The sequence below is a fragment of the Streptomyces sp. NP160 genome, assembly GCF_006335115.1.
GTDB lineage: Bacteria > Actinomycetota > Actinomycetes > Actinomycetales > Quadrisphaeraceae > Quadrisphaera.
Map to the genome: position 1 here is coordinate 235640 of NZ_VDMJ01000024.1, position 18668 is coordinate 254307.

Consider the following 18668-nt stretch of genomic DNA (forward strand, 5'->3'; position numbering starts at 1 on the left):
CTGCTGTTCCAGCGGGTGGGCCAGCGCGGTCCGTACTTCGGGGAGTTCGGCGGGCGCTTCGTGCCCGAGGCGCTGATCGCCGCGCTCGACCAGCTCGACGAGGAGTACTCCCGCGCCGCCGCGGACCCGGCCTTCGCCGCGGAGCTCGACAGGCTGCAGCGCGAGTACACGGGGCGTCCGAGCATCCTCACCGAGGTGCCCCGCTTCGCCGAGCACGCCGGCGGCGCCCGGGTGCTGCTCAAGCGCGAGGACCTCAACCACACCGGCTCGCACAAGATCAACAACGTGCTGGGCCAGGCGCTGCTCACCAAGCGCATGGGCAAGACCCGCGTCATCGCCGAGACCGGCGCCGGCCAGCACGGCGTGGCCACGGCCACGGCCGCGGCCCTCATGGGCCTGGAGTGCGTCGTCTACATGGGCGAGGTCGACACCCGCCGGCAGGCGCTCAACGTCGCCCGGATGCGCCTGCTCGGCGCCGAGGTCGTCCCGGTGAGCACCGGCACGGCCACCCTGAAGGACGCCCTCAACGAGGCGTTCCGCGACTGGGTCGCCCACGTCGACGACACCCACTACGTGCTCGGCACGGTGGCGGGTCCGCACCCCTTCCCGGCCATGGTGCGCGACTTCCACCGCACCATCGGCGTCGAGGCCCGGGCTCAGGTGCTCGAGCGCGTCGGGCGCCTGCCCGACGTCGTCGCCGCGTGCGTCGGGGGCGGCTCCAACGCCATCGGGATCTTCCACGCCTTCATCGAGGACGAGGGCGTCGGGCTCCTCGGGCTCGAGGCCGCGGGCGACGGCGTCGAGACGGGCCGCCACGCCGCGTCCATCACGGGCGGGGTGTCCGGCGTGCTGCACGGCGCCCGCTCGCTGGTCCTGCAGGACGAGGACGGCCAGACCCTCGACAGCCACTCCATCTCCGCCGGCCTGGACTACCCCGGCGTCGGGCCCGAGCACGCCTACCTCGCCTCCACCGGCCGCGCCCGCTACGAGCCGGTCACGGACTCCGAGGCCATGGAGGCGTTCCGCCTGCTGTGCCGCACGGAGGGCATCATCCCGGCCATCGAGAGCGCGCACGCCCTGGCCGGGGCGCTGCGCGCCGGCCGCGAGCTGGGGCCCGACGGCGTGGTGCTGGTGAACCTCTCCGGTCGCGGGGACAAGGACGTCGACACCGCCGCCCGCTACTTCGGGCTGGTCAGCGACGCCGACCTGGTGGCCTCCGAGGCCGAGCGCGTCGGCGGGCCCGTGGAGGAGACGGAGGCGACGGGCTGGTGAGCACCACCGACCTGCCCGCCGCCACCGCCGCCGGGGCGACCAGCGCTGGGCCGAGCAGCGCCTTGGCGATCGACGCCGCCCGCGACGCCGGCCGTCCGGCGCTGGTCGGCTACCTGCCGGCCGGCTTCCCGGACCAGCGCGGCTGCGTGGACGCGCTGCGCGCCTCCGTGGCCGCGGGCCTCGACGTCATCGAGCTGGGCCTGCCCTACTCCGACCCCGTCATGGACGGCCCCGTCATCCAGGCCGCCGCGGAGGCGGCGCTGCGGGGCGGCACCCGGATCCGCCACGTGCTGGAGTCCGTGGAGCAGCTCGCCTCCGCCCCCGACGGCGAGCGCGCCCCGGTGCTCGTCATGAGCTACTGGGCCCCGGTGCTGCGCTACGGGGTGGCCGCCTTCGCGCGCGACCTCGCGGCCGCCGGCGGTGCGGGGCTCATCACCCCCGACCTCGTCCCCGACGAAGCGGGGGAGTGGCTGGGCGCCAGCGACGCGCACGGGCTCGAGCGCGTCTTCCTCGTGGCCCCCTCCTCCACCCCGGCCCGGCTGGCCTCCACGGCGGCGGCCTGCCGCGGCTGGACCTACGCCGCCTCCACCATGGGCGTCACCGGCACCCGCACCTCGGTCGGCTCGGCCGCCGAGGGCCTGGTGGCGGCCGTCCGCGGCGCCGGCGCCGAGCGGGTCTGCGTGGGCCTGGGCGTCTCGACCGGCGAGCAGGCGGCCGAGGTCGGCGCCTACGCCGACGGTGTGATCGTCGGTTCCGCGCTGGTGCGCGCCCTGTCCGACGACGGCGTCCCGGGCCTGGAGCGCGTCGTCCGCGACCTGGCCGCCGGCGTCGCCGGCGCCCGCGGGTGACGTCCGTGCTGGAGGTCGCGGGCGTGCTCGCCTCCATCCCCAGCCCGTCCCAGGGCGTGTGGCACCTCGGCCCGGTGCCCCTGCGCGCCTACGCCTTCTGCATCCTCGCCGGCATCGCGCTGGCGGTGTGGCTGACCGACCGCCGCTGGCGCGCCCGCGGGGGCCTGCCCGGCCAGGTCGCCGACATCGCCCTGTGGGCCGTGCCCTTCGGGATCGTCGGCGGGCGGCTCTACCACGTGGTGTCCTCCCCGGAGGCGTACTTCGGGGAGGGCGGCGACCCGGTCGCGGCCCTGTTCGTCTGGAACGGCGGCCTGGGCATCTGGGGGGCCGTCGCGCTGGGCGCCCTCGGCGCGTGGATCGGCTGCCGCGCCGTGGGGGCGCGGTTCTCCTCCTACGCCGACGCCCTCGCCCCGGGCCTGCTGCTGGCCCAGGCCGTCGGCCGCTTCGGCAACTGGTTCAACCAGGAGCTGTACGGGCGGCCCACCACGCTGCCGTGGGCGCTGGAGATCAGCCCCGAGCACCGCGAACCCGGCTACGAGGACGTCGCGACCTACCACCCGACGTTCCTCTACGAGGCCCTCTGGAACGTGGCCGCGGCCGGGGTGCTCGTCTGGGCGCAGCGCCGCTTCCGACTGGGCCACGGCCGGGTCTTCTTCGGCTACGTGGTCCTGTACACCCTCGGTCGCGTGTGGATCGAGGCCCTGCGGATCGACCCGGCCGAGCAGGTCCTGGGGCTGCGGCTCAACATCTGGACCTGCCTCGTGGTCGGTCTGGCCGGCGTGGTCGCCTTCGTCGTGAGCGCCCGCCGCCACCCCGGCGTGGAGGCCTCGGTGCTCGTGCCCGCCCGCTCCGCGTCCTACCGGGAGGCCCAGGCAGCCGCCTCCGGTCCCACCGGCGGGGCCGGTGAGGAGGAGTCCGCCTCCGCCGCCGCGTCCCGCGAGGCCACCGGTGGGGGCGCCGCGGCCGACCGCCAGGAGGAACCGTCCGGTGGACGGGACACAGCGTCTCGCGATGTGAGATAGCAGTCACGTCCTCGAGCACCGGAGAGGTCCCTCGCCGGTGCTATCGTCCGTGTCAGCGTGCCGGGCCAGCGCCGTCCCCGCTCGACGACCCAGTCACCACCAGTCGATCAGCAGCAGCACTGCCGCCAGCCCCGAGACCACACCCGGCGGGCTCTGCCCGCCGGCCAGCCCCGAGGACGGTCACCATGGCCCCCACGCGCGACACCTCCCGCGCACTGCAGCGCTTCTCCGCGCAGCCGAGTGCGCAGGGCCTGTACGACCCCGCCGCGGAGAAGGACGCCTGCGGCGTCGCCTTCGTGGCCAACCTCCGCTCGGGCGCCACGCACGAGGTGGTGGAGCAGGCGCTCACGGCCCTGCGCAACCTCGACCACCGCGGCGCCGTCGGCGCCGAGGTCGACAGCGGCGACGGCGCGGGCATCCTCCTGCAGGTGCCCGACGCGTTCCTGCGCGCCGTCTGGGCCGAGCAGGGCGACCCGTCCGGGGCGGAGCTGCCGCCCGCGGGCCAGTACGCCGTCGGGCTGGGCTTCCTGCCCGACGACGACGGCGAGGAGGCCATCGCCAAGGCCGAGATCGCCGCTACCGCGGCCGAGGAGGGCCTGCGCGTCGTCGGCTGGCGCGAGGTGCCGGTCACCGCGTCCCTGGTGGGCCACACCGCCCGCTCCTGCATGCCCCGCTTCCGCCACCTCGTCGTGGCCGGCGCCGGTTCCAAGGCCGGCGTCTCCGGCGTCGAGCTCGACCGCCTGGCGTTCGTGCTCCGCAAGCGCGCCGAGCGCGAGCTGGACGTCTACTTCGCCTCCCTGAGCAGCCGGACGCTCGTCTACAAGGGCATGCTCACCACCGGCCAGCTCGAGCCGTTCTTCCCAGACCTGTCCGACCGCCGCCTGGCCACCCAGCTGGCGATCGTGCACTCGCGCTTCTCCACGAACACCTTCCCCAGCTGGCCGCTCGCGCACCCGTTCCGCTACATCGCCCACAACGGTGAGATCAACACCGTCCGCGGCAACCGCAACTGGATGCGCACCCGTGAGAGCCAGCTCGCCACCGACCTCATCGAGGGCGACCTGTCGCGGCTGTTCCCGGTCTGCACCCCCGGCGCCAGCGACTCGGCCTCCTTCGACGAGGTCCTCGAGCTGCTGCACCTGACGGGCCGCTCGCTGCCCCACGCGGTCCTCATGATGATCCCCGAGGCGTGGGAGAACCACGCCCAGATGGACGAGGCGCGGCGGGCCTTCTACGCCTTCCACTCCACCTTCATGGAGCCCTGGGACGGGCCCGCGGCGGTGACCTTCACCGACGGGCGCCTCATCGGCGCCGTGCTCGACCGCAACGGCCTGCGCCCCTCCCGCTACTGGGTCACCGACGACGGTCTCGTCGTCCTGGCCAGCGAGGTGGGCGTGCTCGACATCGCGCCCGAGCGCGTGGTCAGCAAGGGCCGCCTTCAGCCGGGGCGCATGCTCCTGCTCGACGTCGGCACCGCCGACGAGCCGGGCCGGATCATCCCCGACGAGGAGGTCAAGGGGCAGCTCGCCGCCGAGCACCCCTACGCGGAGTGGCTGGCCGAGGGCATGGTCGAGCTGCCCGACCTGCCCGAGCGCGAGCACGTGCTCCACACCCACGCCTCCGTGACGCGGCGCCAGCAGGCGTTCGGCTACACCGAGGAGGAGCTGCGCCTCATCCTCGCGCCGATGGCCGCCTCCGGCGCGGAGCCGGTGGGGTCCATGGGCACCGACACGCCGATCGCGGTGCTGTCCGAGCGGCCCCGCCTGCTCTTCGACTACTTCACCCAGCTCTTCGCCCAGGTCACGAACCCGCCGCTGGACGCCATCCGCGAGGAGGTCGTCACCAGCCTGGGCGTCGTGATGGGCCCGGAGTCGAACGCCCTGGGCGCGACGCCGGAGCACTGCCGCCAGCTGCGCCTGCCGTTCCCGGTGATCGACAACGACGAGCTCGCCAAGATCACCCACATCGGCACCGAGGGCAGGCTGGAGGGCTTCACCACCCACCGGGTCCGCGGCCTGTACCGCGTCGCGGGCGGCGGTGAGGAGCTCGAGCGCCGTCTGCGCGAGATCTGCGCCGAGGTCTCCGAGGCCATCGCCGGCGGCGCGCGCTTCGTGCTCCTGTCCGACCGCGACTCCGACGCCGTCTGGGCGCCGATCCCCTCGCTGCTGCTCACCAGCGCCGTCCACCACCACCTCATCCGCGAGAAGACCCGCACCCAGGTCGGCCTCGTGGTGGAGGCCGGTGACGTGCGCGAGGTGCACCACGTCGCGCTGCTCATCGGCTACGGCGCGGCCTGCATCAACCCGTACCTGGCCATGGAGTCCGTCGAGGACCTCTGCCGCCACGGGCTGCTGGAGGGGACCGACCCCCAGCAGGCGGTGCGCAAGCTCATCTACGCGCTCGGCAAGGGCGTGCTCAAGGTGATGTCCAAGATGGGCATCTCGACCGTCGCCTCCTACCGCGGCGCCCAGGTCTTCGAGGCCATCGGCCTGTCCCAGGAGCTGGTCGACCGCTGGTTCACCGGCACCACCACCCAGCTGGGCGGGGTCGGCATCGACGTCATCGCCGCCGAGGTGGCCGCCCGGCACGCCCGGGCCTACCCCGTCGAGGGCGCGGCCCCGGCGCACCGCCGCCTCGACGTGGGCGGCGAGTACCAGTGGAAGCGCGAGGGCGAGCCCCACCTGTTCGACCCGGAGACGGTCTTCCGCCTCCAGCACGCCACCCGCGCGCGCCGCTACGACGTCTTCCGCCAGTACACCGAGCGCGTCGACGACCAGTCCGAGCGCCTCATGACGCTGCGCGGCCTGTTCTCCTTCAAGGACGCCGCCGCGACCGGCCGCCAGCCGGTGCCGCTGGACGAGGTCGAGCCGGTCAGTGAGATCGTCAAGCGCTTCTCCACCGGCGCGATGAGCTACGGCTCCATCTCCGCCGAGGCGCACGAGACCCTCGCCATCGCCATGAACCGGCTCGGCGCCAAGTCGAACACCGGTGAGGGCGGCGAGGACGTCGACCGCCTGCTCGACCCCGAGCGCCGCAGCGCCATCAAGCAGATCGCGTCGGGCCGGTTCGGCGTCACCAGCGCCTACCTCACCCACGCGACCGACCTGCAGATCAAGATGGCGCAGGGCGCGAAGCCGGGCGAGGGCGGGCAGCTGCCCGGCCCGAAGGTCTACCCGAACATCGCGAAGACCCGTCACGCGACGCCGGGCGTGGGCCTCATCTCCCCGCCGCCGCACCACGACATCTACTCCATCGAGGACCTCGCCCAGCTCATCCACGACCTCAAGAACGCCAACCCCGCGGCGCGCGTGCACACCAAGCTCGTGTCCGAGGTCGGCGTCGGCACGGTCGCGGCGGGCGTGGCGAAGGCCCACTCCGACGTCGTCCTGATCTCCGGGCACGACGGCGGCACGGGCGCGGCCCCGCTGACCTCCCTCAAGCACACCGGCGCCCCGTGGGAGCTGGGCCTGGCCGAGACCCAGCAGACGCTGCTGCTCAACGGCCTGCGGGACCGGGTCAGCGTCCAGGTCGACGGCCAGCTGAAGACCGGCCGCGACGTCGTGGTGGCGGCGCTGCTCGGCGCCGAGGAGTACGGCTTCTCCACCGCCCCGCTCGTGGTCAGCGGCTGCATCATGATGCGCGTCTGCCAGCTCGACACCTGCCCGGTGGGCGTGGCCACGCAGAACCCGGTGCTGCGCGAGCGCTTCACCGGCAAGCCCGAGTTCGTGGTGACGTTCTTCGAGTACCTGGCCGAGGAGGTGCGCGAGCACCTCGCCGCGCTGGGCTTCCGCAGCCTCGACGAGGCGGTCGGCCAGGTCGGCTCCCTCGACGTGCGCCGCGCCGTGGAGCACTGGAAGGCCTCGGGCCTCGACCTCTCGCCCGTGCTCGCCGACGTGGAGGTCGCCGACGGCGCCGCGCGCCGCCAGACCTCCGCGCAGGACCACGGCCTGGAGAAGGCGCTGGACCACCAGCTCATCGCGGCCAGCCGCGCTGCGCTCGACAGCGGGGAGCGGGTCAGCGCGACCTTCTCCATCCGCAACGTCAACCGCACGGTCGGCACGATGCTCGGCCACGAGGTCACCAAGAGCTTCGGCCCCGACGGCGCCCCGGACGGCACCGTCGACCTCACCCTCGTGGGGTCGGCGGGCCAGTCGTTCGGCGCGTTCCTCCCGGCCGGCGTCACGCTGCGGCTCGTGGGCGACGCCAACGACTACGTCGGCAAGGGCCTGTCCGGCGGCCGCGTGGTCGTCACCCCGCACGAGGCCGCGCCGTTCGCCGGCGCGGGCGCCGTGGACAACGTCATCGCCGGCAACACCGTCGGCTACGGCGCCACCTCCGGCGAGGTGTTCCTGTCCGGCCGGGTGGGCGAGCGGTTCGCCGTGCGCAACTCGGGCGCCTCCATCGTGGTGGAGGGCACGGGCGACCACGCCTGCGAGTACATGACCGGCGGCGTCGTCGTCGTCCTCGGCGCCACCGGCCGCAACGTCGGCGCGGGCATGTCCGGCGGCACGGCCTACGTGCTCGACCTCGTGCCCGAGAAGCTCAACGCGGCGGCCGTGCGCAGCGGCGAGCTGACCTCCCGCCCGCTGGCCGAGGGCACCGACGCCGAGCGCGGGCTCGTCGCGCGGCTGCTGGCCCGCCACCTCGAGGAGACCGGCTCCGCCGTGGCCTCCTCGCTGCTCGAGGGCGGCGCGCTCACGAGCGAGGCGCTGAGCAGGTTCACCGCACTCGTCCCGCGCGACTTCGCGCGCGTCACCGCGCTGCGCGAGGCCGCCACCGCCGAGGGGAACGACCCCGACGGCGCCGACGTCTGGCAGCAGATCATGGAGGCCGTCCGTGGCTGACCCCCGAGGGTTCCTCACCACCCCCGTCCGCGAGAACGCCCCGCGCCGCCCGGTGCCGGTGCGCATCAAGGACTGGCGGGAGGTCTACGAGCCGGTCGAGCCCGGCGTGCTGTCCCGCCAGGCGGGGCGCTGCATGGACTGCGGCATCCCCTTCTGCCACAACGGCTGCCCGCTGGGGAACCTCATCCCCGAGTGGAACGACCTCACGCGCCGCGGCGACTTCCGCGAGGCGATCGAGCAGCTGCACGCCACCAACAACTTCCCGGAGTTCACCGGCAAGCTCTGCCCCGCCCCGTGCGAGGCGGCGTGCGTGCTGGGGATCAACCAGGACCCGGTGACCATCAAGCTGGTCGAGGAGTCGATCATCGAGCGCGCCTGGGACGAGGGCTGGGTGCAGCCCCTGCCCCCGGAGCGCCTCACCGGCAAGACCGTCGCCGTCATCGGCTCCGGCCCGGCCGGCCTGGCGGCCGCCCAGCAGCTCACGCGCGCCGGCCACACCGTGGCCGTGTACGAGCGCGACGACGCCCTGGGCGGGCTCATGCGCTACGGCGTGCCCGAGTACAAGATGGAGAAGCGCCACATCGACCGGCGCATCAAGCAGATGGAGGCGGAGGGCACCCGCTTCCGCACCGGCGTCGACGTCGGCGGAGACGTCGACGCCGCCCGCTTGGCGGACCGGTACGACGCCGTCGTCATGGCCGTGGGAGCGCTGCAGCCGCGCGAGCTGGACGTCCCCGGGCGCCAGCTCCACGGCGTGCTCCAGGCGATGGAGTTCCTGCCGCAGGGCAACAAGCTGGCCCTGGGCCAGCCCGTGCCCGACTCCGTGCCCGCCGAGAAGCGCCTCACGGCCGAGGGCAAGGACGTCATCATCATCGGCGCCGGCGACACCGGCGCGGACTGCCTGGGCACCGTGCTGCGGCAGAACCCGAGGTCGGTGACGCAGCTGGCCATCGGCCCGACCCCGCCGCCGGACCGCACGGGCAACCAGCCGTGGCCGACCTACCCGCTGGTGTTCCGCACCTCCTCGGCCCACGAGGAGGGCGGGGAGCGCGTCTACACCGCCTCCACCACGGAGCTGGTGGACGACGGCCAGGGCGGTGTCGCGGCGCTGCGCATGGTCGAGGTGGTCCGCCACCCGGACCGCACCTACACCGTGGTCGAGGGCTCCGAGCGCGAGCTGCCGGCCCAGCTGGTGCTGCTGGCGCTGGGCTTCTCCGGCGTCGAGAAGATGCCCATGGTGGAGCAGCTGGGCCTGGAGGTCGGCCGTGACGGCGCGCTCGTGCGCGACGAGGGCTGGCAGTCCTCGCGCCCGGGCACGTTCGTGGTGGGCGACGCCGGCCGCGGCGCCAGCCTCATCGTGTGGGCGATCGCCGAGGGCCGCGCGTGCGCGGCCGCCGTCGATGAGTTCCTCACCGGGCGCCCGAGCACGCTGCCGGCTCCCGTCACGCCGTCCGCGAGGCCGCTCGTCGTCTGACCCCCTGTCCGGGGGAGCCCCGCGCGGCCGCTGGTCGGCCGTCCGGGGTGAACGGCGTGTGAACGCTCACACGCTCGGAGCAGGTGCTGGTCGCGCCGGGCGCCCCCCAGGTCGGGGGCGCCCGGTGCGGGCCTAGGGTTGGGCCCATGCGCCGCGCGAAGATCGTCTGCACGCTGGGGCCCGCACTGGACACCCCGGAACGGATGGCAGCCGTCATCGAGGCCGGGATGGACGTCGCCCGCCTCAACATGTCCCACGGCGACCAGGCCGACCACCTGCGTCGCTACAACCTGGTCCGCAAGGCCAGCGATGCCTCCGGCCACGCGGTCGCGATCCTCGCCGACCTGCAGGGCCCGAAGATCCGCCTGGGCCGGTTCACCGACGGACCGCACCTGCTGGCCGTCGGTGACAGCTTCACCATCACCACCGAGGACGTGCCGGGCACCAAGGAGATCTGCTCGACCACGTACAAGGGCCTCGCCGGTGACGTGGCCCCGGGCGACCCGCTCCTCATCGACGACGGCCGCGTGGGCCTGGAGGTCGTCTCCGTCGACGGCCCCCGCGTCCACACGAAGGTCGTCGTGCCGGGCCCGGTCTCCAACAACAAGGGCATCAACCTGCCCGGCGTGGCCGTGAGCGTGCCCGCGCTGTCCGAGAAGGACGCCGACGACCTGCGCTGGGCCCTCAAGACCGGCGTCGACTTCATCGCCCTGTCCTTCGTGCGCTCCGGCGCCGACATCCACGACGTCCACGCGATCATGGACGAGGTGGGCGTCCGTCGCCCGGTCATCGCCAAGGTCGAGAAGCCGCAGGCCGTGGCGGACCTCGAGGGCGTCGTCGCCGCCTTCGACGGCGTCATGGTCGCCCGCGGCGACCTGGGCGTGGAGCTGCCGCTGGAGCAGGTGCCGATCGTGCAGAAGCGCGCGGTGGAGATGTGCCGCCGCAACGCCAAGCCGGTCATCGTGGCCACCCAGATGCTCGACTCGATGATCAGCGCCCCGCGCCCGACGCGGGCCGAGGCCAGCGACGTCGCCAACGCCGTCCTCGACGGCGCTGACGCGCTGATGCTGTCCGGTGAGACCAGCGTCGGCGAGTTCGCCATCGAGACCGTGCAGACGATGGCCAGGATCATCGCGAACACCGAGAAGGAGGCGCTCGACCGCATCCGCCCCCTCGGCACCACCCCCCACACCCAGGGCGGTGCGGTGACGTGGGCGGCCCGCGCGATCGCGGAGAACATCGGCGCCAGCCAGCTGGTCACCTTCACGGTCTCCGGCGACTCCGCCCGCCGCATGGCGCGGCTGCGCTCCCCGATCCCGGCGCTGGCGTTCACGCCGGATGCGGCCACCCGCAACCAGCTCGCGCTGACGTGGGGCACCGAGCCGTTCCTGGTGCCGTTCGTCAACACCACTGACGACATGGTCGCCCAGGTCGACAAGGCCCTGCTCGACATCCACCGCGTCGACGAGGGGTCCACGGTCGTCATCTGCGCCGGCTCGCCCCCCGGCAAGGTCGGGTCCACCAACGCGGTCCGCGTGCACCGCGTCGGGGACGCCAAGAACGAGTAGGACGACGACGCCGAGGGGCCGGGTCGGGCGCAGCCGCTGCGCCGGACCCGGCCCCTCGCCGTCGTGAGGACCGGGCCCGAGGGCACTGCGCCGCGCTCCACCGCGTGACCGTGGACGCTGTCCTCCCGCGTGGGCGACCAGACCGGAAGGCAGCGTCCACGGTGCGGCGGCGCCCGCCCTGGCGGGCGAGCGGTCAGCGCTGGGGTCAGCTCTTCGGGCCCACGTGCTCGTCGAGGACGGCAACAGCAGCCCTCCGCGCGACAGACACTGTGCGTTCCTTGGGGCGCGTGTAGGAAATCCCGAGCCGGTCGAGGCTGGCGCAGCAGATGCCGATGATGTCCTGCGAGGCGTTGTCGAAGAAGTAGCGGACGTAGCCCTCGTAGCGCTTGCCGTTCGCGCCGATGCCCCAGTTCTGCACCCTGGCCCCATCGCTGTGGAACAGCCCACGCAGCAGCTTGCCGGCGTGCGCGTCGATGATCGCCTGCTGCCAGGGCACCAGTGCGATCGTCCGGTCGTGCTTGCGCCCTGGCCCGTGCTGCGGGAACACGCAGGACCAGTGCTTCCAGAAGGCTTGGACGTAGTGGCAGCCCTGCGACCGGGTGCGACTCACTGCGCAGGGCGGACGGCCGCGATGGCGGCCTCGCACTCGTCCATGAGGTCCGGGTAGTCGTCGCAGCAGGCGATGCGCAGCACCTGCACGCCGCGGGGGAGGTCGCTGATGCACCCGTCGCCGAGGTAGAGGCCGAGGAGGTAGGCGTACGACCCGGGGTCGGGCGGCGGGCAGGCGATCTCGTCACAGCGGAAGCACGTGTTGCGGAGCATCGGAGGGCGCCAGCGCTGCGAACGCCAGGACCTGATGGTCGACCGGCCCACGCCGATCCGCCTGGCGACCTCTGCGTCGCCCAGGCCGGCCTCCACCAGCTCCCGAGCGGCTCGACGCGTTGCGGGGGAGTGCATGGCCTGACCCTGCAGCGCGGGTCTGACACCGCTGTGCTGTGCCCCGGGTGGGACTCGAACCCACACTGAGCGGGTTTTGAATCCGCGACCTCTGCCAATTGGGTTACCGGGGCAACTGTGTTCAGTTGGGCACCTCGGAGGAGGCACGTGTGCAAGGCGCACCCTTCCGGGCCCACTAAAGTACCCGCGTGAGCGAGCAGGGTACCCAGGCGGAGCCGGGCGCAGGGCCGCGTCGGCGCGTCGTCGTCGCGGAGGACGAGGCGATCATCCGCCTCGACGTCGTCGAGATCCTCCGTGAGGCGGGCTACGACGTGGTGGGCGAGGCCGGTGACGGCGAGAGCGCCGTCCGCCTCGTCGAGGAGCTCCAGCCCGACCTGGTGGTCATGGACGTGAAGATGCCCGTCATGGACGGCATCAGCGCCGCTGAGCGCATCGGCAAGGCGCGCCTGGCGCCCGTCGTCCTCCTGACGGCGTTCTCCCAGCGCGAGCTGGTGGACCGCGCCCGTGACGCCGGCGCGATGGCGTACGTGGTCAAGCCGTTCACCTCCGCGGACCTGCTGCCCGCCGTCGAGATCGCCGTCTCGCGCTTCCAGGAGATCGCCGACCTGGAGGAGGAGGTCGCCGACCTCACCGAGCGCTTCGAGACCCGCAAGCGCGTCGAGCGGGCCAAGGGCCTGCTCATGACCCGCATGGGGCTCTCCGAGCCCGAGGCGTTCCGGTGGATCCAGAAGACCTCGATGGACCGCCGCCTCACCATGCGCGAGGTGGCCGACGCGGTGCTCAGCCAGGTCAGCAGCTGACGCGCCCGCGGTCCCGCTGACGGGCGGTCACCGGGGGTGCTGGGCGCGACGCACAGCACCCCGGGAGGCCGCCCTCAGCTGCTCCTAAGGTCACGGATGCACAACAACCCAGGTCAGCACCTCCTCGGGTGGCGCTGAGGCGCTTACGGTCACCAGACCGCGCGGCGCCGAGCGTGAGCGCCGCACCCCCGAGAGGACCTCCATGATCCGATCCCTGCGCGGAGCCGGCGCGTTCGCCGTGCTCGGTGTCGCCTCCCTCACCCTCGCCGCCTGCGGCGGTGGCAGCGGCGACGACCCCGCCGCCACCTCGACCGGCTCCGAGAGCGCCAGCTCGTCCGCGAGCGCCAGCGTCACGCAGGCCCCCGTCGAGCCGGGTGACGGCACGCTGACCATCGGCACCCTGCTCCCGCAGACCGGTTCGCTCGCCTTCCTGGGCCCGCCGGAGTTCGCCGGCGTGCAGCTGGCCCTCAACGACATCAACGCGGCCGGTGGCTACAACGGCAAGGACGTCGTCTACAACCAGACCGACTCCGGCGACACCACCACCGACATCGCCTCCCAGTCGGTGCAGCGCCTGCTCTCCGCCAAGACCGACGCCATCATCGGCGCCGCGTCCTCGGGCGTGTCGTTCACGGTCATCGACGCCATCACCGGCGCCGGCGTGACGCAGATCAGCCCGGCAAACACCTCGCCGGACTTCACCACCTACAACGACCGCGGCCTGTACTGGCGCACCGCGCCCTCGGACGTGCTCCAGGGCCGCGTCATGGGTGACCTGCTCCTGCAGGACGGCCACCTCGACGTCGCCACCATCACCCTGGACGACCCGTACGGCTCGGGCCTGCAGACCAACATCGAGCAGGCGCTGACGGCCGGTGGCGGCCAGATCGTCGCCAACGAGGTCTTCAACCCCGACGCCGCCACCTTCGACTCCGTCGCCTCCGAGGTCGCCGCGGCCCAGCCCGAGGCGATCGTGGTGATCGGCTTCGAGCAGACCGTCCAGATCATCCAGGCGCTGCAGACGCAGAACATCGGCCCGTCCGCGGTCCCGACGTACTTCGTGGACGGCAACCTGTCCAACTACAAGGACGACTTCCCGGCCGGCACGCTGAAGGGCGTCAAGGGCACCCTGCCCGGCGCCGCCACCAGCGACGACTTCCGCCAGAAGCTGCTCCAGGTGGACCCGAGCCTGACCGACTTCAGCTACGCGCCGGAGTCCTACGACGCGACCGTCCTGGCAGCGCTCGCCGCGCACGCCGCGAAGGACGACAGCGGCACGGCCATCGCCTCGCAGCTGCAGGCGGTCTCCGAGGGCGGCACCAAGTGCACCGCCTACAAGGAGTGCCTGGACCTGCTGAACGCGGGCACGGACATCGACTACGACGGCTTCTCGGGCCCGATCGAGTTCAGCCCCCAGGGCGACCCGACGCAGGCCACGATCGGCATCTACGAGTACGGCGACGACAACACGTACACCAACGTGGACTACATCGCCGGCTCCCTGTGACCCGCAGGTAGCCCCTGCCGAGGGCGCCGCTCCCACCCGGGGGCGGCGCCCTCGCTGCGTCTGAGGGCGGTCGCGCCGCCCGTGGCCTGCTGAGCGGGCCAGGCCCGCGGCAGACGCGCGTCGTCGTCCTCGGACGGCTCACGGAGCCGCGGGGACGCCCCCGTGCCCGTCAGGCGGGCCCGTACCGCTCCCGTCCCCGTCGGGGAGGGGCGGGCGCCGGGGGAGCGGAGGACGACGACGAGGGGCGCCACCCGGCCGGGTGGCGCCCCTCGTCGTGCGGGTGGGTGCTGCTCAGTTCTTGGCGAGCGTGCCCAGGTAGAGCTCGATGACCTTGGGGTCCGTGGCGAGGTCGCGGCCGGTGCCCGTGTAGGCGTTGCGCCCCTGGTCGAGCACGTACGCGCGGTCGCAGATCTGCAGGCACCGGGCGGCGTTCTGCTCGACCATCACCACGGAGGTGCCGGTCTTGTTGATCTGGCGGGTGCGCAGGAACACCTCGTCCTGCATGGCGGGGGACAGGCCCGCGCTGGGCTCGTCGAGCAGCAGCACGGAGGGGTCCATCATGAGCGCGCGGCCCATCGCCACCATCTGCCGCTCACCACCGGACAGCGAACCGGCCCGCTGCGCGCGGCGGGTGCCCAGCGCGGGGAACAGGTCGGTCACCGCCTCGAAGCGCTCCTTGAAGCGCGACGGCGCCTGGTAGCAGCCCATCTGCAGGTTCTCCTCGATGGTCAGCGAGGGGAACACGTTGTTGTTCTGCGGCACGAAGCCCACGCCCTGGCGCACGAGGCGGTCGGCGCGCAGGCCGGTGATCTCCTCGCCCTTCAGCCGGATGCTCCCGGAGCGGATCTTCACCAGGCCGAAGAGGGCCTTGAGGAACGTCGACTTGCCGGCGCCGTTGGGGCCGATGATGCCGACCAGCTCGCCCTCGTGGCAGTAGAGGTCCGTGCCGTTGAGGATGTTGACGCCGGGGAAGTAGCCGGCCACCAGCTCGTCGGCGCGCAGCACCGCCCCCTCGGCGGCGCTGACGTGCGCCGACCGGTCCTCGATGGTGGTCGACGCCGCGTGGGCCCCGCTCATGCCTTCCTGCCCTTCGCGTCGTCGTCGGCGGCGATCTCGGCGTCGACCTCGGCCTCGATCTCCTTCTCCAGCTCCGCAGCCGCGCCCTCGTCGGCCAGGGACACGTCGTGGTGGCCACCGAGGTAGGCCTCGATGACGGCCGGGTCGGCCATGACCGACTCCGGCGGGCCCTCGGCGACGACCTTGCCCTGGGCCATGACGACGACCCAGTCGGAGATGTCGCGGACCATGTCCATGTCGTGCTCGACGAACAGCACCGTCATGCCCTGCTCGCGCAGGTCCTTGACGTGGCCGAGCAGCGACTGCGTCAGCGCGGGGTTCACGCCGGCCATCGGCTCGTCGAGCATGACCACCTGCGGGTCGCTCATGAGCGCCCTGGCCATCTCGAGCAGCTTGCGCTGGCCGCCGGACAGGCTGCCGGCGAAGTCGTCGGCCTTGGCGTCGAGCTTGAAGCGCCCGAGCAGCTCCATCGCGCGCTCGGTGTTGGCCTTCTCCTGGCTGCGCCAGATGCCCGCGAAGGCCGCGCGCAGCAGGCTCTCGCCCTTCTGCCCGGACGCCCCGAGGAGCATGTTCTGCAGCACCGTCAGGCGCGAGAGCGCCTTGGTGAGCTGGAACGTGCGGACCATGCCGCGGCGGGCGACCTTGTGGGCCGGCACGCGCGCCAGGTCCGTGCCGTCGAAGGACCACTGCCCCTCGTCCGGCCTGTCGAAGCCGGTCAGCAGGTTGAAGAACGTCGTCTTCCCGGCGCCGTTGGGGCCGATCAGCGCCGTGATCGCGCCGCGCTGGATCTCGACGTGGTCGACGTGCACCGCCGTGAGCCCGCCGAAGCGGCGCACGACGCCGTCGGCGACGAGCACCGGGTCGGGCTTCTTGGCCCCGGGCACGCGGGGGACGTCGGCCAGCGCGCGCGTCGCGGCCTCCTTGCGGGTGCCCTGCTGCTCGACCGCTGCGGTCGTCGCAGGGGCCGTGGTGTCACCGGCCATCGAGAGCCAGCTCCCTCCGGTCGCCGAAGATGCCTTGTGGCCTGTAGATCATGAGGAGCATGAGTGCGAGCCCCACCAGCATGAACCTGACCTGGCCGACCTGCGTGGTGGTCATGAGGCCGTCGGGGATCCAGCCGGCGCCGATGGCCCCGCGCAGGAGGCCGTCGGTGAGGGACAGCACCACCCAGAAGATGGCCGCGCCGACCACCGGGCCGAGCACGCGGGCGGCGCCGCCGAGGAGCAGCACGGTGTAGGTGAAGAAGGTGAAGGCCGTGGCGTAGTTGTCGGGCTGGACGGCGGCGCGGCCGAGCGAGAAGACGAAGCCCGCGAGGGTGCCGACCAGGCCGCCGAGCACGAGGGCCTGCATCTTGTAGGCGTAGACGTTCTTGCCGAGCGCGCGCACGGCGTCCTCGTCCTCGCGGATGCCCTTGAGCACGCGCCCCCACGGGCTGCGCATGATCGCCCACGTCCCGAGCGCCACCAGCGCCACCAGGACCCACCCGACGAGCAGGATCCAGGTGTTCCGCTCGTTGTACTGCCACGGGCCGAAGCCGTAGGTGCCCTGCGGGAACGGGTTGAGGGCGTAGAAGCCCTCGGCGAAGCCCGTGAGGCCGTTGGAGCCGCCGGTGTAGGCGCCCAGGCTGTTCGACCGGGCCAGCAGCCTCACCACCTCCGAGGCGGCGATGGTGGCGATGGCGAGGTAGTCGGCCCGCAGCCTCAGCGTGGGGATGCCCAGCAGCAGTGCGAACACGACCGAGGCGGCCAGGCCGACGAGGATCCCGACGCCGAACGGCAGGCCGGCGATGCTCACCATGGTGGCGATGCCGTACGAGCCGATGGCCACGAAGGCGGCCTGGCCGAAGTTCAGCAGGCCCGCGTAGCCGAACTGGATGTTGAGGCCGAGCGCGGCCAGCGCGTAGATGACGGTGTCGAGGCCGATCGCGGCGGCGAGGGCGTTGTTGATGATCGGGAGGATGTCCATGGTCGGCGCCTCTCAGCCGATCCGCTGGGCGCGGCCGAGGATGCCCTGGGGCCGCACGAGCAGGATGAGGATCAGGATGACGAGCGCTCCGAGGTTCTGGAGCTCCGTCGGGATGACGAGGGTGGAGACCTCCACGAAGAGGCCCACGACGATCGAGCCGAGCACGGCTCCGAAGGCCGTCCCGAGCCCGCCGAGGGTCACGGCGGCGAAGACGAGCAGCAGGATCTGGAAGCCCATCTGGAAGCTGATGCCCTGCTGCAGGCCCAGGACGACGCCCGACAGCCCCGCCAGCGCGGACCCGACGACCCAGACCGTGCGGATGACCCGGTCGACGTCGATGCCGGAGGCCGAGGCGAGCGCCGGGTTGTCCGCGACGGCGCGGGTGGCCTTGCCCAGCCGGGTCTTGACCAGCGCGAGCGCGACCACGACGAGGACGATGACGGACAGCCCCATCGTCCACAGGTCCAGCGGGCGCAGGAGCACGCCCGGCAGCACCTGGACACCGCCCTGGCCGGCGTACCCGGGGAAGGTGCGGACCCCGCCGCCGAAGAGGTACAGGTAGGTGTAGCGCAGGAACAGCGACAGGCCGATCGAGACGATCATCATGGCGATCAGGCCGGTGCCGCGCCGGCGCAGCGGCTGCCACAGCACCCGGTCGTTGAGGTACCCGAACACCGCGCAGCTCACCAGGCCCAGCGCGGCGGCGAGCAGGAACGGCAGGCCCGCGATCGCCGTGTACAGGTAGGTGGTCAGCGCGCCCAGCGTGATGAGCTCGGAGTGCGCGAAGTTCGTCAGGCCGGTCGTGCCGAAGATCAGCGACAGGCCGATGGCGCCGAGCGCGATGACCAGGCCGAAGCGCAGGCCGGTCGCCAGGCGCTGCAGCACCTGGCCGGCCGAGACGCCGCTGGACGCCGAGTCGGTGCCGGGCTCGGACAGGCGGAACGCGACGGTGCGCCCCAGCCCCTCCTGGACCGTGGTGGCGATGGTGTCCTCGCGGGGCTCCAGGCCCTCCGCGGCCGACGGCAGCGAGTCGGTGTCGAGCCGGACCTCGTAGGACCCGGCCGACGGCGCGGCGAGCTGCGCGGTGCCGCGGTCGTCGGTCTCCGCCGTGGCGACCTGCTGGCCGCCCTGCAGGAGCTCCACGGTGGCGCCGGGCACGTCGTCGCCGTCACCGGTGCGCACGCGGACGTTGATGGACAGTCCGCTCGCGCCCTCCGAGGCGCTGGCCGACGGCGAGGCGGCGGCTGCGGCGGCGGGGCCTGCGCCGGCGACGCCGACGACCAGGGCTGCCGCCAGGGCAGCCACGGCGAGCACGAGGCCCAGGACCACCTGGG

The 18668-nt window shown here is 73.0% G+C and carries 14 protein-coding genes and 1 tRNA gene; 8 read left to right on the forward strand and 7 right to left on the reverse strand.

The features are described from left to right. The 6 genes from trpB to pyk all read left to right on the forward strand — a co-directional run bounded on the left by trpB (position 1) and on the right by pyk (position 11028). Positions 1-1272, forward strand: coding sequence for a tryptophan synthase subunit beta (gene trpB / locus FHN55_RS13785; protein ID WP_139712970.1), 1272 nt, complete (start codon positions 1-3; stop codon positions 1270-1272). Between the two features lie 62 nt (positions 1273-1334). Beyond that, complete coding sequence (gene trpA, locus FHN55_RS13790; RefSeq protein ID WP_306821812.1) at positions 1335-2120, forward strand: tryptophan synthase subunit alpha; 786 nt, start codon at positions 1335-1337, stop codon at positions 2118-2120. A 5-nt stretch (positions 2121-2125) separates the two neighbouring features. Then, positions 2126-3142, forward strand: coding sequence for a prolipoprotein diacylglyceryl transferase (lgt, locus tag FHN55_RS13795; RefSeq protein ID WP_373995735.1), 1017 nt, complete (start codon positions 2126-2128; stop codon positions 3140-3142). Between the two features lie 185 nt (positions 3143-3327). Continuing rightward, the gene (gene gltB, locus FHN55_RS13800; RefSeq protein WP_139712860.1) at positions 3328-7986 is read left to right on the forward strand and encodes a glutamate synthase large subunit; all 4659 of its coding nucleotides are present in this window, start codon (positions 3328-3330) and stop codon (positions 7984-7986) included. After that, positions 7979-9460 (forward strand): glutamate synthase subunit beta, encoded by a 1482-nt coding sequence (locus tag FHN55_RS13805; protein WP_139712861.1) that lies wholly within the window; start codon positions 7979-7981, stop codon positions 9458-9460. The genes gltB and FHN55_RS13805 overlap by 8 nt, the downstream gene beginning before the upstream one ends. A 146-nt stretch (positions 9461-9606) precedes the next feature. Next, on the forward strand, positions 9607-11028 hold the full coding sequence (pyk, locus tag FHN55_RS13810) for a pyruvate kinase (RefSeq protein WP_139712862.1): 1422 nt from the start codon (positions 9607-9609) through the stop codon (positions 11026-11028). Positions 11029-11233: 205 nt separating this feature from the next. On the opposite strand, the gene FHN55_RS24155 is transcribed toward pyk, so the two are convergent. The 3 genes from FHN55_RS24155 to FHN55_RS13820 form a co-directional block, all read right to left on the reverse strand. Then, complete coding sequence (locus tag FHN55_RS24155; protein ID WP_306821808.1) at positions 11234-11524, reverse strand: hypothetical protein; 291 nt, start codon at positions 11522-11524, stop codon at positions 11234-11236. Between the two features lie 110 nt (positions 11525-11634). Then, the gene (locus FHN55_RS24160; RefSeq protein WP_306821809.1) at positions 11635-11985 is read right to left on the reverse strand and encodes a hypothetical protein; all 351 of its coding nucleotides are present in this window, start codon (positions 11983-11985) and stop codon (positions 11635-11637) included. 39 nt (positions 11986-12024) lie between these two features. Then, a tRNA-Leu gene (locus tag FHN55_RS13820) sits at positions 12025-12098 on the reverse strand. A 75-nt stretch (positions 12099-12173) separates the two neighbouring features. Between FHN55_RS13820 and FHN55_RS13825 the strand changes: the two genes are divergently transcribed. Continuing rightward, a complete protein-coding gene (locus FHN55_RS13825; protein WP_139712863.1) occupies positions 12174-12785 on the forward strand; it encodes an ANTAR domain-containing response regulator in 612 nt (203 codons plus the stop codon). Positions 12786-12987: 202 nt separating this feature from the next. Beyond that, positions 12988-14292 carry an ABC transporter substrate-binding protein gene (locus FHN55_RS13830; protein ID WP_139712864.1) on the forward strand — a complete coding sequence of 435 codons (1305 nt, stop codon included), beginning with the start codon at positions 12988-12990 and terminating at the stop codon, positions 14290-14292. A gap of 291 nt (positions 14293-14583) precedes the next feature. Here the strand turns inward: FHN55_RS13830 and FHN55_RS13835 are convergent, their stop codons facing one another. Genes FHN55_RS13835 through FHN55_RS13850 form a run of 4 tightly spaced genes read right to left on the reverse strand, consistent with a single transcriptional unit; the run spans position 14584 to position 18663 of the window. Beyond that, positions 14584-15369 (reverse strand): ABC transporter ATP-binding protein, encoded by a 786-nt coding sequence (locus tag FHN55_RS13835; RefSeq protein WP_139712865.1) that lies wholly within the window; start codon positions 15367-15369, stop codon positions 14584-14586. Further along, positions 15366-16352: an ABC transporter ATP-binding protein gene (locus FHN55_RS13840; protein WP_139712866.1), complete on the reverse strand. Its 987-nt coding sequence runs from the start codon at positions 16350-16352 to the stop codon at positions 15366-15368. The genes FHN55_RS13835 and FHN55_RS13840 overlap by 4 nt, the downstream gene beginning before the upstream one ends. Next, complete coding sequence (locus FHN55_RS13845; protein WP_139712867.1) at positions 16342-17334, reverse strand: branched-chain amino acid ABC transporter permease; 993 nt, start codon at positions 17332-17334, stop codon at positions 16342-16344. Before FHN55_RS13845 ends, FHN55_RS13840 begins: the two co-directional genes overlap by 11 nt. Before the next feature lie 12 nt (positions 17335-17346). Continuing rightward, the gene (locus tag FHN55_RS13850; protein ID WP_218974650.1) at positions 17347-18663 is read right to left on the reverse strand and encodes a branched-chain amino acid ABC transporter permease; all 1317 of its coding nucleotides are present in this window, start codon (positions 18661-18663) and stop codon (positions 17347-17349) included. Positions 18664-18668: the final 5 nt, after the last annotated feature.